Source organism: Sphaerisporangium sp. NBC_01403 (assembly GCF_045040145.1).
GTDB lineage: Bacteria > Actinomycetota > Actinomycetes > Streptosporangiales > Streptosporangiaceae > Sphaerisporangium > Sphaerisporangium viridialbum.
Genome location: NZ_CP109534.1, coordinates 8487347 through 8501701 on the forward strand (window position 1 = coordinate 8487347; position 14355 = coordinate 8501701).

Sequence of the window (14355 nt, forward strand, 5' to 3'; positions counted from 1 at the left end):
ATACTCCCGCGAGCACTCCTCAGGCGGGTGCGTGGCGGAGGGCGGCGGCGGGCTTGGGGAGGGAAAGGCCGCGTCGCGCCCACAGCTCGCGCATCCGGTCGGGGTAGTCGGTGACGATGCCCGCGATTCCGAGGTCGATCATGCGCGACGCCTCGTCGGGGTCGTTGACCGTCCACACCGCGACCGGGAGCCGAGCCGTCGCCGCGCGGGCCATCAGCTCGTCGTCGACCAGCACCCGGTCGGGGGACAGAGTGGTGGCCCCGATCGAGGCCGCCGCCGCGGCGATGTCGCCGCCGAAGTCCTCCTCGTAGCGGAGGCCGAGCCATTCGGGCCTGAGCGTCGCCTTCTCGACCAGGGCGTAGCGCGTGGCCACGAGATCGCGGGCGACACGCAGGACGCGCCAGTCGAAGCTGAGGATCGCCGCGCCGTCCAGCCGGTTGTGCCGGTCGAGCTCGGCCACCACCAGCTCGGTGAGCCGCTGCGGATCGGCCGAGAGGTCGGGCCGGGTCGGGTCGGACTTCAGCTCGACGTTCAGCCGCACGCCGTCGGCGCCGTACGCGCCCACCAGGCCGAGCACGGCCCCGAGCGTGGGCATGCGCGTGCCGGGGATCGGGACCTGCGTGCGGACGAACCGGTCGGCATCGCTCTTCGGGTGGCGCACTCCCACGTCGAGGGTGCGCAGCTGGGCGAGGGACAGGGAGCGGATGGGCTTGCCGACGTAGGGGAACGCGGGGTCCCCCGGCATCGCGGGGACGGTGTCCGCGCTGGTCACGGCCGACACGGTCAGATCATGGGTAAGCACGAGCTGCCCGTCGGCGGTCAGCGCGACGTCGAACTCGATCGCGTGGACGCCGAGCTCCAGCGTGTGGGCCATGCCGGGGAGGGTGTTCTCCGGGCGTAGGCCCCGCGCCCCCCGGTGGCCGTGTATCTCCACCTGCACAATGGCGCACCCTATCGTCCGCGTGCCTTGCCCATGTTCAGGCGGGGCCGCGCGGGTCTCCTGGAGCCGACAGCTCCGTGATCCGGCCGGTGTCCGGATCGTTCGGTTAACAAACGCAGACGTGCGGTTAACGGATATCTAATCGTTATAAACCTATGGTGCGAACAGCACCTCTAATTCCATGTCAGCAAAAAGGGGGCAATTGCATGAAGGTTGACAACCGCAGGGCGGCGGTATCCGCCTCGGGCACCCGATATGGACGGATGTGGATGGATCCCTCCGTTCCCCTCCTCGGGGGAGTCACCGGCTGACCCCACGGCGGCCCTTCATCACTTTCCGCGGGGGGACGGTGACGCCCGGCCGGCGCCACCGCTGAACCTCACCGCGCATTCCGGTGGCCCGGCGGCGGGCCTCCTTCACCGTCGTCCGGGCACCGGGCGAGCGTGTGGATCTCGCGTTCTCGCCATCGCCCGCCCGCCGCTCTCCTTGCTTGGAGCAAGCGCTTGTTTAAGAACGTCAGAAGGTACCCGGCGCGCGCCGCGCTGTGGCTGTTGAAGATGCTGAACGCACGAAGAGCCCGCCGGGCGGCGCCGCCGGACACCGGAACCGTGCGCATCCTGTTACTGCACGCCTACGGCATGGGCGGCACCATCAGGACCGTGTTCAACCTGGCAGGCCACCTCGCGCGGGAGCGCGACGTGGAGATCGTGAGCGCCATCAGGACGGCGGAGAGCCCGTTCTTCGACCTCCCGCCCGGCGTGCGCGTCACGTTCCTGGACGATCGGACCGCGCCCCAGGGGTGGGCGGCCCGCGTGCTCTCCCGCTTTCCGGGCGGGTTCGTGCCGGCGGACGAGAGGGCCAAGCACTCGTTCACCCTCTGGACCGAGCTACGCCTGATCGCGTACCTCAGGTCGCTTCGCGGCGGCGTGATCATCGCCACGCGTCCCGCGTTCACGCTGCTGACGGCCCTGTTCGTCCCTCCCGGCGTCATCGCGATCGGCCAGGAGCACGTCACCCTCGCCGTCCACTCGCCGGCCATGCGGAGCCTCTTCAAGAGGAGGTACGGCAGGTTCGACGCGTTCGTCACGCTGACCGAGGCCGACCTGGCGCAGTACGCCAAGCTGCTGAAGGCCGACCCGCCGGGACGCCTGCTGCGCATCCCCAACGCCGTACCGCCGCTAGACGGCCGCGTCTCGCGCCTGGAGGAGAAGACCGTGGTCGGCATGGGCCGGCTGGTCCACGCCAAGGGCTTCGACCGGCTCGTCTACGCGTGGAAGACCGTGGCCGAGATCCACCCCGACTGGGTCCTGCGGATCTACGGGCGGGGGACCCGGGAGAAGACCGACCGCCTTCAGGCCCGGATCGACGAGGCCGGCCTGGCGGACAAGGCCTTCCTGATGGGCAGCACGGCCAGCGTCGGGGTCGAGCTGTCCAAGGCGTCGATCTACGCCGTCAGCTCGCGTTATGAGGGCTTCGGCATGACGATCCTGGAGGCGATGAGCAAGGGCCTGCCGGTCGTCAGCTTCGACTGCCCGCTCGGCCCCCGGGAGATCATCACGGACGGCCACGACGGCCTGCTCGTCACCTCCAAGAAGGCCGCCGCCCTCGGCGAGGGCATCCGCCGCCTCATCGAGGACGAGGACCTGCGCCGCGAGCTCGGCGCGAACGCCCTGCGCACGGCCAGGACGTACGACCTCGGCGTCGTCGGGGCCCGCTGGGACGCGCTCCTCACTGACCTTTCGGCCGGGCCCCCACGACAGCGATGAGAGACGCCTATCGGCCGAGGCGGGGCCGACCGTACCCCGGACACGGCCCTGCCTCCTTTTCCTCAGGTAAAGGGTCTGGGTGCGGCCTGGGCCGGCGCCGATGGTGGAAGCCGGGCGTGGGTGCGGAAGACGCTCGAGAAGACGACGGCTCCTTCCGAGTATCGGGAGTACAGCGTGGCGGAAGTCCTGTCCCAGAACCTGGTGCTGGAGGTGCCCGCGCCGCCGAAGGTGCGTGCCGCCGCATACCGGGCTCTCGCCGAATGGGACGAACTCCTCGCCGACCTCGGCGCCCGGCGCTAAGCCGGCCACCCGTCCCGCATCGGTTGACCTCGGCCCCGTCCGGCATGGGGGTGACCTGACCTCGTAGCCCCTCGATTTGATCTCACCGGCCGCGCGGCCTGACCCCACCATGCGGCGGCCCGTATCGCCTTCCCACACCGGTCCTTCAGCGGCCTGTCTTCCCTACGCGCGGAGGCGCGCGAAGACATGCCGGCCTTCGGCATGCCCCTTTCCCGAGTTCCCGAGGTTCCGGGGGGTCTGCCGCGCCTGAAGGGCCTGCTCGCCTCAGCGAAAGAGACCCCCATGGCCCACCAGGATCGCTCCTGTCCCAGCACAGCAGGCGGGCGCGCCCGCGAGCTGGCGCTCGCCATCGTCCTCCTCGCCGGGCTCGTCGTCGCCTGCGTGACGAAGGTGGCGCAGTCGCCGACACCGTCCCTGGCGGCCAGCGCGGCCGACGTGAGATGCCGGATCGACCATGCCGACCGTGTCCCGGCCTCGCAGGTGATGAAGGGCCTCGTCCCACTCACCGGATTCCCGCCGGTCTCGATCGGCAAGAACATCGACTGGCGCCTCGACCCGTACCACAACCGCTCCTGGGCGCTGAACTTCCACTCCCTGCGATGGATCGGCAACCTCCTCCTCGCCTACGAGACGAGCAAACGGGCCGCCTATCTCCGGAGGGCCGTCGAGATCGCCGAAGACTGGGTACGCGACAACCCGCGCGGCGGGCGGGGCATCAGCGAGTGGGCGTGGGCCGAGCACGCGATCGCGTTACGCGCGCCCGTCCTGGTGTGCCTGAGCAGGTACGTCAAGGACGGCTGGCTTGCCGCGAGCCTGGTCGACCACGCGGCCGTCCTGTCCGACCCGAAGCTGCACAAGCAGGGACACAACCACGGCCTGGACCAGGACATCGCGCTGTTGAGCATCGGCTGCCGGCTGGAGGACCAGGGCATGAAGGATCTGGTCCTGGAGAGGGTGATCGCCTACACGCGGCTCGCCATCGACGCGCAGGGGGTGCTGCAGGAACAGGCCCCGAGGTACGGGCTGTACGTCCACGAGCGCCTGGGCGTCGTGATGACCACGCTCAGGGACTGCCACACCGCCGTACCGGACGAGATCAGCGGGCGGCGGCGGGCCCTGGAGACGTACGTCAGCCATGCCACCCAGCCCGACGGGCGCCTGGTGCCGCTCGGGGACAGCCCGGCCGACCTGCGCCCGAAGGGGTACTCGCACGATGCCGCCAGGGTGAAGGTGTTCGACGGCGGCTACGTCTTCGGCCGGACCGCATGGGACTGGGAGGACTCGGCGTACTACTCGATCAGGTTCGGGCCCGGGCAGAGGTTCCACGGCCATGAGGATCACCTGGGCGTCACCTACCACGCCCAGGGACGGGACATCCTCGTCGAGGCGGGCTTCCACTCCTACGAGAAGGTGCCTTACCAGCGCTGGACGACGTCGCCGGAGGCCCACAACGTGCCGGTCGTGGCCGGCGCGAGGTTCCGTACAGGGACGCCGACCGCCCTTGTCTCCCGATCCATCGGCGAGACCCGCCAGTCGTACCGGCTGAGCGATCACGCGTACGGCGTCGGCCGCACCCGGTCGGTCCTGGTGAATCATGGCGCGGACGTGCTGGCCGTACTCGACTCGGTGCCGGCGGGGTCCCGGGTGGGCCCGATCTGGCACTTCGCCCCATCACTGGAGGTGCTCTCGAACCAGGGCGGCGCAGTGGTGTTCGCCGACAAGGCGTCGACCGGGTGGAAGGCGACACTCGTCCAGTTGGCCATGCCGTCCTGCCGCCCGCTCACCGGACAATCGGTGCAGACCGGAGAGACCGCCCCGTACCAGGGCTGGATCTCGCCGTCCTACCTGAAGGAGACACCGGCCCCCACGGTGATCTCCCCTCCGGCGGCTGCGGTGCTGACCGTACTCGTCCCCGGCACCGGAGACCCCCAGCCCACCTGCTCAGGAGAGAGGATCACCGTCCAGACCCCCAAGGGCCCCGTCTCGTTCGAAGCTCCCGCATCAGGACGTGACTAGGAGATCAAGGGCCTCAGGGAGAGGGTCTGGGTGCGGCCGGGGCCGACGCCGATGGCGGAGATCGGCGCGCCGCTCAGCTCCTCCAGCGCCCGCACGTAGTCCTGGGCGTTCTTCGGCAGGTCGTCGAAGGACTTCGCCTCGGTGATGTCCTCCTGCCAGCCGGGGAACTCCTCGTAGACCGGCTTGGCGTGGTGGAAGTCGGTCTGCGTCATCGGGATCTCGTCGTGGCGCACGCCGTCCACCTCGTACGCGACGCAGACCGGGATCCGCTCCAGGCCGGACAGCACGTCCAGCTTGGTGAGGAAGAAGTCGGTCACGCCGTTGATCCTGGTGGCGTACCTGGCGATGATCGCGTCGAACCATCCGCAGCGGCGGTTGCGGCCGGTCGTCACGCCGTACTCGCCGCCGGTAGTGCGCAGCCAGTCGCCCATCTCGTCGGTCAGCTCGGTCGGGAACGGGCCCGAGCCGACGCGCGTGGTGTAGGCCTTCAGGATGCCGATCACCCGGGTGAGCCGGGTCGGCGGGATGCCAGAGCCGATGCACGCGCCGCCCGACGTCGGCGAGGAGGACGTCACGAACGGGTAGGTGCCGTGGTCGATGTCGAGCAGGTTGCCCTGGCCGCCCTCCAGCAGCACGACCTTGTGGTCGTCCAGCGCCTTGTTCAGGATCAGGGAGGTGTCGGCGATGTGCGGCTTGAGCCGCTCGGCGTACCCGAGGTACTCCTCGAGGACCTTCGCGGGGTCGATGCCCCTGCGGTTGTAGACCTTGGTCAGCACCTGGTTCTTCTCGTTCAGCGCGACCTCGATCTTCTTGCCGAGGATGCCCGGGTCGAGCAGGTCCTGCACCCGCACGCCCATGCGCGCGATCTTGTCGCCGTACGCGGGGCCGATGCCCCGCCCCGTGGTGCCGATGCGGGCCTTGCCGAGGTAGCGCTCGGTGACCTTGTCCAGGGCCTTGTGGTGCGGCATGATCAAATGCGCGCTGGCCGAGATCAGCAGCCGGTCGCAGGAGATGCCGCGTTCCTTCAGCCCGTCGATCTCCGCCAGCAGCACCCCGGGGTCGATCACGACGCCGTTGCCGATCACGGGGACGACGTCCGGCGACAGCACGCCGGTCGGCAGCAGATGCAGCGCGTACTTCTGGTCGCCGATGACGACGGTGTGACCCGCGTTGTTACCGCCCTGGTAGCGGACGACGTAGTCGACCTGACCGCCAAGGAGGTCGGTGGCCTTACCCTTGCCCTCATCGCCCCACTGGGCGCCCACGAGAACGACAGCCGGCATGGTTAACTCCCGCGCAACAAAAACGAAACCCCTGGCGCAAGCGCGACAGGGGCTCTTGCGTTGAGAGACTACCCGAGCAGGCTGATGCCGCCCAAGCGCGGCTTACTGGGAAGTGAGCACCTTTACCGCTTCTGGGCTACTTTCACGGAGGAACTGTGCGCACCTCTCGGCCTCATCCTTCTCACCGATCGCCTGGGCCGCACGCCCGAGCGCGTTGAGGCAGCGGAGGAACCCCCTGTTGGGCTCGTGCTCCCAGGGGATGGGGCCGTGACCCTTCCAGCCCGCGCGTCGTAGCTGGTCAAGGCCACGATGGTAGCCGGTGCGGGCGAAGGCGTAGGAGGTGACCGCGTGGCCGGCGGTGAAGTATTCGTCGGCGAGCGCCGCCCAGGCCGCCGTGTAGGCGGGGAAGCGCGCGGCGACGTCACTGGCCTTGGCACCGGATTCCAGGGCCTCCCTGGCCTCCGGGTTGTCCGGAAGCTGGGTGGGCGGTGGCCCGGCGAGAAGGTTCTCGTGCGTTTCCATGAGCACAGTCTTACCTGTGTTCCGCCCGTCTGGTCATACTCCCTTCTGCGATACATGGGGAAAGCCGAAATTTGTCCGATACGGTGACCCGGTTGCGTGTGCAAGGACTCACAAAGGAGCAGAGGACGTGACCCACTCAGCCTCCCGGTGCGTCGCCGTGACACTGGCGGGGCTGCTGGCGCTGGTGACGGCCTGCGGCGGAGAAGCACGCCAGAACCCCCCGGACGCGGCGAAGACCGTCGTGTCCCTGACCTTCGACGACGCCTGGGCCACCCAGGCGGTCGCGGCTGATCTTCTACGCAAGCACCATCTCGTTGGCACGTTCTACATCAACAGCGACTTCCTCGGCCGGCCGAAGCGGCTCACGAAGGCGCAGGTGGACGGGCTGGCCGCCTCGGGCAACGAGATCGGCGGCCACACCCTCACCCACCCCCGCCTGCCCACGCTCTCGGCGGCCGGCAAGCGCCGCGAGATCTGCGACGACCGCCGTGCCCTGCTGGCCATGGGCTACAAGCCGCGCTCCTTCGCCTACCCGTACGGCATGTTCGACGCCGCGACCGTCGACGTGGTCCGGAGCTGCGGCTACAACAGCGGGCGGAGATCGGGCGGCATCGCCCCGCCGAGCGACGCCTGCCCGAAGTGTGCCCGGTACGAGGACGTGAAGGTGACGGACGCCTACCATCTGCGCACGCTGCCCGCCGTACGCCGGTCGGTGACGCTGGACGTCCTCAAGTCCTACGTGCTCCAGGCGGAGAAGCGCGGGGGCGGCCTGGTGACCTACCAGTTCCACAACGTCTGCGACACCTGTGACGAGTTCGGGGTGAGGCCGCAGGTGCTGGACGACTTCCTGGGCTGGGTCGCGGGCAGCGGGGTCACCGTCCGCCTGTTCGGCGACATCGTCGGCGGCGGCCTCCGCCCCGCTCCGTAGGTCAGCGCAGGCGCCTGAGCAGGGCTTTCGGGCCTCCTTGGCGGGAAGCGGTGGCCTGGTCGCGGGCGGAGGCCTCGCCGTCCAGGGCGGCGAGGCGCTCGGCGAGGAGGGCGTTCTCGGCCCGCAGCTTGGCCACCTCCCGCTTGAGGGCCGGATCCTCGCTCTTGCCGCGCCTCGGGGGCTCGGCCTCGGCCGCGGGCAGGAAGCCCATGGTCCTGCCGTCCAGCCAGTGCGTGCCGTACACGTCGTGGACGGCGGCGTCCAGAGGCTCGTCCTCGGCCCGCACGAGCGAGGCCCTGGCGAAGGCGCCGGTGTGCTCCAGGCGGGCCGTGATCACCTCGTCGGTCTCGTCGAGGGCGATGTTGACCAGCCCGTGCCCGTGCTCGACCGCCTGCTCCACCACCCGCCGCAGCGTCTCCTGACCCGGCACCCACCCGGCGGGGCAACGCATGCGGAACGACGAGGGCGCCGCCGTGGCGGGCACCCGCTCGGCGTACCGGACCCGGGGGTCGCCGCGATAGAGCCCCCGGAGGAGCAGCAGGTCGAGCCGGGGGTTGTCCAGCGGGTTGCGCCTGTCCTCCTCGACGGAGCCCCACGGGCCCACCAGCGTGATCTGGATGTCGTTCAACGAGCTGGCGAGGAAGCCGTCCACGGTCGCCCTGGTGTCCTCGTACGGCGCGCCCTCGACCTCGACGACCACCTCGGCGTAGGGGACCAGCCACTGGCGGCGCGGGTGGGTGCGCAGCCACCGCATGTGCGGGATGTGGTCGGGCACGAAGACCTGGTTGTACCGCCTGACCTGCTCCCCGTCGCGCATCATCATCGAGGTGCCGAGATGGCGGCTGCGGGCCTCGGGGGCCAGCACGAACGCCGCGCCGGCCTGGGCGAGCCGGTAGCCCAGCTCGGTGTCCTCGCCGAGCACCAGGCCGGTGTCCAGCGGCCCCGCCTCGCGCAGCAGCCGGGCGTTCACCGAGGCGGCGTTGGTCACGTGGACGCGGTACGCCGAGTCGCCCGCCGTGCGGAGGCCGTCGGTGCGTTCGGCCAGGTCGACGATCCAGCTGTGCGGCTCGCTCGCGGCCTCGTCGAAGAGCTTCTCCGTGGCCCCCGCCGAGACCGCCGCGTGCACGTCCGCGGGGACCGGGGTGCCCGGCCGGTGGTCGACGTACCGCACGTAGCCCATCACCACGAGGTATCCGGCGAGGTGGTGCCAGCGCATGTGCGCCTCGACCTCGTCGTGGAAGGTCACCATGTCGGCGTCCAGCCAGTGGACGACGTCGCCGCCCGCGATCGCCAGCCCGGCGTTGCGGGCGTCGGACCGGCCGCGCGAGCCCGGTTCCGTGGTGATCAACCGGGTGTTGTCCGGGACGATCTCGGGGAGGCGGAGGGCGGGAACGGTCCCGTCATCGACGACCACGACCTCCATCAGATGCCGGGGGTAGCTCTGCGCGGCGAGGGCGGCGAGGGTCAGGTCGAGCTTGTCCTGGTGGCCGTAGGCCGCGATCACCACGCTCACCGAGAGCCGGGGCTGCCAGGCGCCGGGCGCGGGCGGCCTCAGCACCCCGTAGTCGTTGTGCCGGATCCTCGGCTGGGCCGGCGGGGCCCCGTGCTCGGTCGGCTGTGTCACTGTTCCAACTCCATCAGTCCGCTGGGCCGAAATCCCCGCCACTGGTCCTTGGCCCTGGCCAGGAAGTACCCGACCGGCTCCTGCCAGGTGTGCATGCCTCTCGCCGCCCTGCGCGCGACGAAACCCAGGCCGTGCGTCCGGTAGATGGCGCCGCCGGCTCTGAGCAGGCTCTGGAAGAACTGGACGTCCACCGACCGCGCGACCGGACGGAAGCCTCCGACGGACTCGAACGCCGAGCGCGACACCACGAACGTGCCGCCCGCCACGTGGTTGGACATCGTCTCGCTGCTCCAGTCGCGGCGGATGGTCACGTCGATCTTCTGGAGGTAGAAGAACTCCGAGGCCGCGCCCACCAGCTCGGCCCCCGAGTACGACTGGGCGAGCATCATGTCGGCCAGGTGGTCGGGGCCGTACCAGTCGTCGTCGTCCCACTTGCTGAGGAACGTGCCGGTCGCACGCTCCGCAGCCTGGTTGAGCACGATGCCGAACGGCAGGCTCGCGTCCGCCTCGACGACCGTGATCGGGCGGTCGAAGGCCTCGACCGCCCGCACGACGTCGGGAGCGGTGGCGGGCACCCCGTGCAGCGTCAGGACGACCTCCAGGTCGACCCCCCGCTGCCTGGCGATCTGGCCGAGCGCGAAGGGCACCAGGTCGTTGCGCCGGGTGCACATGATGACCGAGATCGTGGGCTTCGCGGGGAGGGCGATCCCGGCACGCGCGGCGAGCGAGCGCCATCGCGCCACGGTCCCGTGGGTCGAAAGGGCCAGCCTGCGCAGCCGTACGCTGTGCTCCTCACGGCTCAGGGCGTCGGCCAGCTCGTGCTCGGACGCGGCGCTCAGCCGCGCCGCCAGCTCAGGCCCGAGCGCCCGGGCCGCCCAGCCGGGCGGCGGGCTCGACAGCAGCGGCACCCCCGCGGCGGCCAGACCGGCCACGGCGCGGACGGCGGCGATCGGCCCGGTGTGGGCGGGCCGCCAGTCGACGCGGACGGCGCGCAGGCGCCGCAGGCGGGCGGCGTCGGCGTCGGTCACGCCCCCGGACGCGGCCAGGCGCACGAGCGTCTTGCCCTCGGCGCGGATCTCCCAGCGGCCGTCGTGCTGGGCGAGATCGGCCACCTCGCCCGCCGGCGACTTGAGGTAGCCGCGCGGGTTGACCGACCGTTCGTCGACGGGAGGCACGGAGTCCGGTTCGAAGATCGCGTTTCGCAGCGCCTCGTAGCCGCCGGGGGAGCCGAAGCGCTCCCAGGTGGCGTCCGCCGGGTGGTCGACGGCCGGGACCCGGCCGTCGGTCCAGGGGACCTCCTGCGCAGGAGCCACCGGCACGGCGCGGATCGCGAGGTCGGCGGTGGGCACGTCGGAGCGGTCGGGAACGGGGCCGCGCCCGTCCGCGAAGGTCACGTTGGGGTCGCCGGGCCGCCAGCCCGCGAGCCCGGGACCGGCCAGCCCGGCCATGGGAAGCGCGTAGCCGTTCAGATGGTGGCCGCCGAAGCTCCTCGCCACGGCCGCCGCGACCTCCCCGGCGGGCTGCGGCTGGGAGAAGCGCACCTTGACCCGCCAGCCCGTGCGGCCGTACCGGCTGATGCCCACGTCGCGCAGGAAGCGCCGGCCGAGGCCCGGCGACAGCGGGACGCCCGGGGCCTCGCACCACGGCGGCGCCTCCACGACGATCACGCCCACCCAGAGGGCCGACGGGAGCGCTCCACCCAGCGTCACGGCCCTGCGCAGGTCGGTGGGGGTGCCCGCGACCACCACGACGGCCGACGGATCGGAGGTGACCCACGGCTCGGGGCCCATGCTGTCCAGGTCGGCCGCCTCGAAGGCCACGCCGGGGAGCAGGCCGTCGAGGTCGCCGGCGTCCACCCCGGCGACGGCCACGGCGACCTTCCCGCCCGCCCTGCTCAGCTCGGCCGTCATCCCGGCCGACACGAGCGCGGCCGTCATCCCCGGCTCCCCTCGGTCGTCCGGGCCCGGACGGGTCGGCACCTCATCCGGCGTTCCGCCTGAGCACCATCGCGCCCTTCTCCGCGGGGTGGGCCGTGCCCGCCAGCTCGGGATACTCCCTGAGCCAGCGATCGGCCACCTCGCGCTCGGCCGGGCGGTTCGTGTCGTCAAGGACGATCCACGCGTCGGGGGCGCAGCGCGGCAGCAGCACGGGCACCGCCGGATAGCGCACCAGCGGCGCGGCGGCTCCCGGAGGCCCGTCCACGAAGACGAGCCCGATGCCGTCCAGATCGCTCACCGCGCGGGTGTCGTACCAGGGAATGATCTCGTCGCTCCAGGACGTGAGCGGCGCGTGGCGGATCTCGACGACGTCCTGCAGCCCGTGGGCGAGGACGAGGTCCCTCGACGCCTCGGCGAACCGCTCGTCGTGCTCCAGGGCGACGACCCGCCCGCCCCCGAAACGCTGCACGGCGTAGCCGAGCCAGACGCTGGACGAACCGCTGCCGCACTCGACGACGACCTTGGCACGATCCACCGCGATCCGCTCGATGAGCAGGCGCAGGACGTCTGGGGAGGCCGCCCAGCCGCGCAGCCGGGGAAGCGGGGCGCGAGGCTGGAGCAGCGCCCTGATGTCGATGAGCGCTTCGAGCTGGGCGTAGTTCTGGCGCGCCGCCTTGGCCAGGTCGGCCTGGCCGTCCCGTACCGTGCCGCCGAGGGCGTCCAGCCGCTCGGCGAGGTCGCGCACGGCCTGGATGGCGGTGCCGGTGAGGCCGGTGAGCTGCTCGTTGTCATGGCGGAGCTTGCGCAGGTCGTCGAGGTCGTCGGCGCTCTGCCTGACGGTGGTGTCGACCCGGGAGACGGCGCTCGTGAGCTGGGCGAGCCGGTCCGTCTGCGCGGTCAGCTCCATGCGATCCTCGCCGAGCGCGGAGAGCAGGACGCGCGCCTGGTGGCGGCCGGCGTCCTCAAGGCGGCCCGGCAGCCCGTCGAGCGTGGTCGCGAGCTGGGCGAGGGTCTGCTCGGTCCTCGCGAGCGCGGCGTCCTGGCGCTTGGTCCGCGCGTCGATCCGCAGGGCCTTGCCGTCGGTCCTGCGCCCGCCCGCGACCATCACGGCCGCCATGGCCAGGATCACGATGGAGAGGGCGATCTGGACGGCCGAGGCAGGTTCGACGATTCCCGCAGCGGACAGCAGCACCAGCGTGATCACCGCGAGGCCCGCGAAGGCGGCGCTGATGATCAGCAGTAGGCGGGGGGGTAATGTCCGCATTATTACCCTTTCTGGACGTATCCGGTCAGGCGGGGGGTTCCAGAGTATGCACTGGTCAGACGAGGGGCTCCCAGCTGATACGGGAGCGGTACTCGCCGTGCCAGCGAGCGAGCATGCTCGCCCACTGGAGGACATAGAGCGGTCCGGTCCACTGGGCCTGTCGTGCGCGGAGCCCGGGGTCGTTCAGCGTCCCCAGCAGCCGAGGGCCGAGCATCGCGCGCACCTCTTCGCACCCCGCGATGTCCTCGATGATCGAGGCCAGCGCGGCAGGAGTGGTTTTTCGCTGTGGACCCGGCGCGGGCTTCTCGCCGGGGTCGTTGGTGGAGGGCAGCGAGGCCACGTTCGGAGCCCCGTACGCGAGCATCGCCAGGTAGTACGCGTGATCCTTGCGCTCGGCGAGCGGCACGCGCAGGGAGTTCGTGACCACGTCGGGGTGGGCGAACGGCAGCCAGACCTCCGCCTCCGGCCCGAGCAGCCAGGTGGGGGAGGTGAAGATGCCGCGGGAGGAGACGAGCCTTGCCAGGATCGGCATGGCGTGGTGCCCCTCGACCGGCCGCATCACCCGGTGGAAGCTCGAAAGGCCGAGATCGGTGAGGACGTCGACCACACCTGGCGCCCAGATCTCCTCATGTCGGGGTACATGTCCTGACATGACATCCCAGGAGATCTTCCGCGCCTGCTCGTGGCTCGCGGCGAGCGGAACCTCTTCGTGGTCGCCACGGCTCCTGAGCAGTGCGTCCCCCAGGCACCCGTCGATCAACGGCCCCCGCAGGCCGTGGACCGCCCTGGCGTACGGCATGGCCCAGCCGTGGTGCAGGGTCTGGTACTGGGTGCGACGCCATACCTCCCTGTGCTCCTCCAGCCAGGATTCCCGTCCGGGCGTCACCACGTGCTGCGGCAGGCCGAGCGCCTCCGCGACGGTCCGCGCGCAGACGATGTCGAGGTCCAGGCCGTCGTCGGTGCTGGTCGTCCACGCCTCCAGGCGGCTCTCCGGGCGGCGGGCCGCCAGCGCGGCGAGCAGCCGGGAGTCCCAGCCTCCGCTGAGCCCGATGGCCACCGGCCCGGCGCGATGCGGGATCCGCTCCGCGATCAGGTCGACCATCTCCTCGGGCGACGGCGGGTCGTCCGGTTCCGCCGCGAGCCACGAGGCCTCGAAGCCGACCCGCTCCAGCCTGTCGCCGGTGGCACGCCAGGCGGTGGCGGGTTCCAGGTGCTTGATCTCGGAAAAGAGCGTCTGATCGCCGATCGGCGTGGTCATCAGCAGCAGGTTCGCCCAGGCGGACCAGTCGACATGGAGAGGCGTGTCGTCCAGCTCCACCAGAGGGTCGTGCCGCGCGGAGAAGTAGAGCGCGTCCCCGAGTCGCCGGACGTTGAGCTCGTGAAGTCCAAGGGCGTCGGTGTGCAGAACCACGCTCTCGCGGTCGAAGACCAGTCCCGCCGCGAGGCGGCGCTCGGAGGCGTCCTGCCATGAACGGGGCTGCGGAAGGCCGCTCGCCGCGGGCCACCACAGGTAGCCGGAGCGCGGTCCCGCCGACCAGTTCTCGGGCTCGCCCGTCGACCACAGGGCGGCCATGGGAGAACGGTGGACCTCGTCGAGCCCTCGTGGCGAGGCCGACAGCAGCCGCTCAGCCACGCGTGCATCCCACTTTCCGATGGCACCGCACACATATGGTCGCGCTCGGTAGGAGATGGACATTTAGCTCATGCTAACGAGGTATTTGTTACTTCTGCCTCGATACCAACTCTTTTTACGTACTTTCTCAGGAAATTCACAT

At 70.9% G+C, this 14355-nt stretch carries 11 protein-coding genes; 4 read left to right on the plus strand and 7 right to left on the minus strand.

The window, feature by feature from the left end:
- Window positions 1-19: 19 nt before the first annotated feature.
- A complete protein-coding gene (locus OG589_RS38180) occupies window positions 20-940 on the minus strand; it encodes a glycerophosphodiester phosphodiesterase family protein (protein WP_405143358.1) in 921 nt (306 codons plus the stop codon).
- 503 nt (window positions 941-1443) lie between these two features.
- Here OG589_RS38180 and OG589_RS38185 point away from each other — a divergent pair.
- From OG589_RS38185 to OG589_RS38195, 3 genes are all read left to right on the plus strand, one after another.
- The gene (locus tag OG589_RS38185) at window positions 1444-2706 is read left to right on the plus strand and encodes a glycosyltransferase family 4 protein (protein ID WP_405143359.1); all 1263 of its coding nucleotides are present in this window, start codon (window positions 1444-1446) and stop codon (window positions 2704-2706) included.
- A gap of 120 nt (window positions 2707-2826) precedes the next feature.
- The gene (locus OG589_RS38190) at window positions 2827-3006 is read left to right on the plus strand and encodes a hypothetical protein (protein ID WP_405143361.1); all 180 of its coding nucleotides are present in this window, start codon (window positions 2827-2829) and stop codon (window positions 3004-3006) included.
- A 282-nt stretch (window positions 3007-3288) separates the two neighbouring features.
- Window positions 3289-5022: a heparinase II/III family protein gene (locus tag OG589_RS38195; protein ID WP_405143362.1), complete on the plus strand. Its 1734-nt coding sequence runs from the start codon at window positions 3289-3291 to the stop codon at window positions 5020-5022.
- Here OG589_RS38195 and OG589_RS38200 read toward each other — a convergent pair.
- Both OG589_RS38200 and OG589_RS38205 read right to left on the minus strand, forming a co-directional pair.
- Window positions 5019-6305, minus strand: coding sequence for an adenylosuccinate synthase (locus OG589_RS38200; protein ID WP_405143363.1), 1287 nt, complete (start codon window positions 6303-6305; stop codon window positions 5019-5021). The genes OG589_RS38195 and OG589_RS38200 overlap by 4 nt on opposite strands.
- A 102-nt stretch (window positions 6306-6407) precedes the next feature.
- Entirely contained in the window at window positions 6408-6827 is a 420-nt protein-coding gene (locus OG589_RS38205; protein WP_405143364.1) for a DUF3151 domain-containing protein, read from the minus strand.
- 127 nt (window positions 6828-6954) lie between these two features.
- Here OG589_RS38205 and OG589_RS38210 point away from each other — a divergent pair, with 127 nt between their 5' ends.
- Entirely contained in the window at window positions 6955-7755 is an 801-nt protein-coding gene (locus tag OG589_RS38210) for a polysaccharide deacetylase family protein (protein WP_405143365.1), read from the plus strand.
- Between the two features lies 1 nt (window position 7756).
- Here the strand turns inward: OG589_RS38210 and OG589_RS38215 are convergent, their stop codons facing one another.
- The 4 genes from OG589_RS38215 to OG589_RS38230 are packed head-to-tail and all read right to left on the minus strand — an operon-like array spanning window position 7757 to window position 14213.
- Entirely contained in the window at window positions 7757-9379 is a 1623-nt protein-coding gene (locus tag OG589_RS38215; protein WP_405143366.1) for a glycosyltransferase, read from the minus strand.
- Window positions 9376-11316 (minus strand): glycosyltransferase, encoded by a 1941-nt coding sequence (locus OG589_RS38220; RefSeq protein ID WP_405143368.1) that lies wholly within the window; start codon window positions 11314-11316, stop codon window positions 9376-9378. The genes OG589_RS38215 and OG589_RS38220 overlap by 4 nt, the downstream gene beginning before the upstream one ends.
- 43 nt (window positions 11317-11359) lie before the next feature.
- On the minus strand, window positions 11360-12580 hold the full coding sequence (locus tag OG589_RS38225) for a class I SAM-dependent methyltransferase (protein ID WP_405143369.1): 1221 nt from the start codon (window positions 12578-12580) through the stop codon (window positions 11360-11362).
- A 55-nt stretch (window positions 12581-12635) separates the two neighbouring features.
- A complete protein-coding gene (locus OG589_RS38230) occupies window positions 12636-14213 on the minus strand; it encodes an asparagine synthase-related protein (RefSeq protein WP_405143370.1) in 1578 nt (525 codons plus the stop codon).
- Between the last annotated feature and the right edge of the window lie 142 nt (window positions 14214-14355).

Bases quoted from the DNA above. Each gene is read 5' to 3' on its own strand.
- OG589_RS38205 (WP_405143364.1), bottom strand. From the start codon at position 6,827: ATGGAAACGCACGAGAACCTTCTCGCCGGGCCACCGCCCACCCAGCTT.
- OG589_RS38225 (WP_405143369.1), bottom strand. From the start codon at position 12,580: ATGCGGACATTACCCCCCCGCCTACTGCTGATCATCAGCGCCGCCTTC.
- OG589_RS38220 (WP_405143368.1), bottom strand. From the start codon at position 11,316: ATGACGGCCGCGCTCGTGTCGGCCGGGATGACGGCCGAGCTGAGCAGG.
- OG589_RS38200 (WP_405143363.1), bottom strand. From the start codon at position 6,305: ATGCCGGCTGTCGTTCTCGTGGGCGCCCAGTGGGGCGATGAGGGCAAG.
- OG589_RS38195 (WP_405143362.1), top strand. From the start codon at position 3,289: ATGGCCCACCAGGATCGCTCCTGTCCCAGCACAGCAGGCGGGCGCGCC.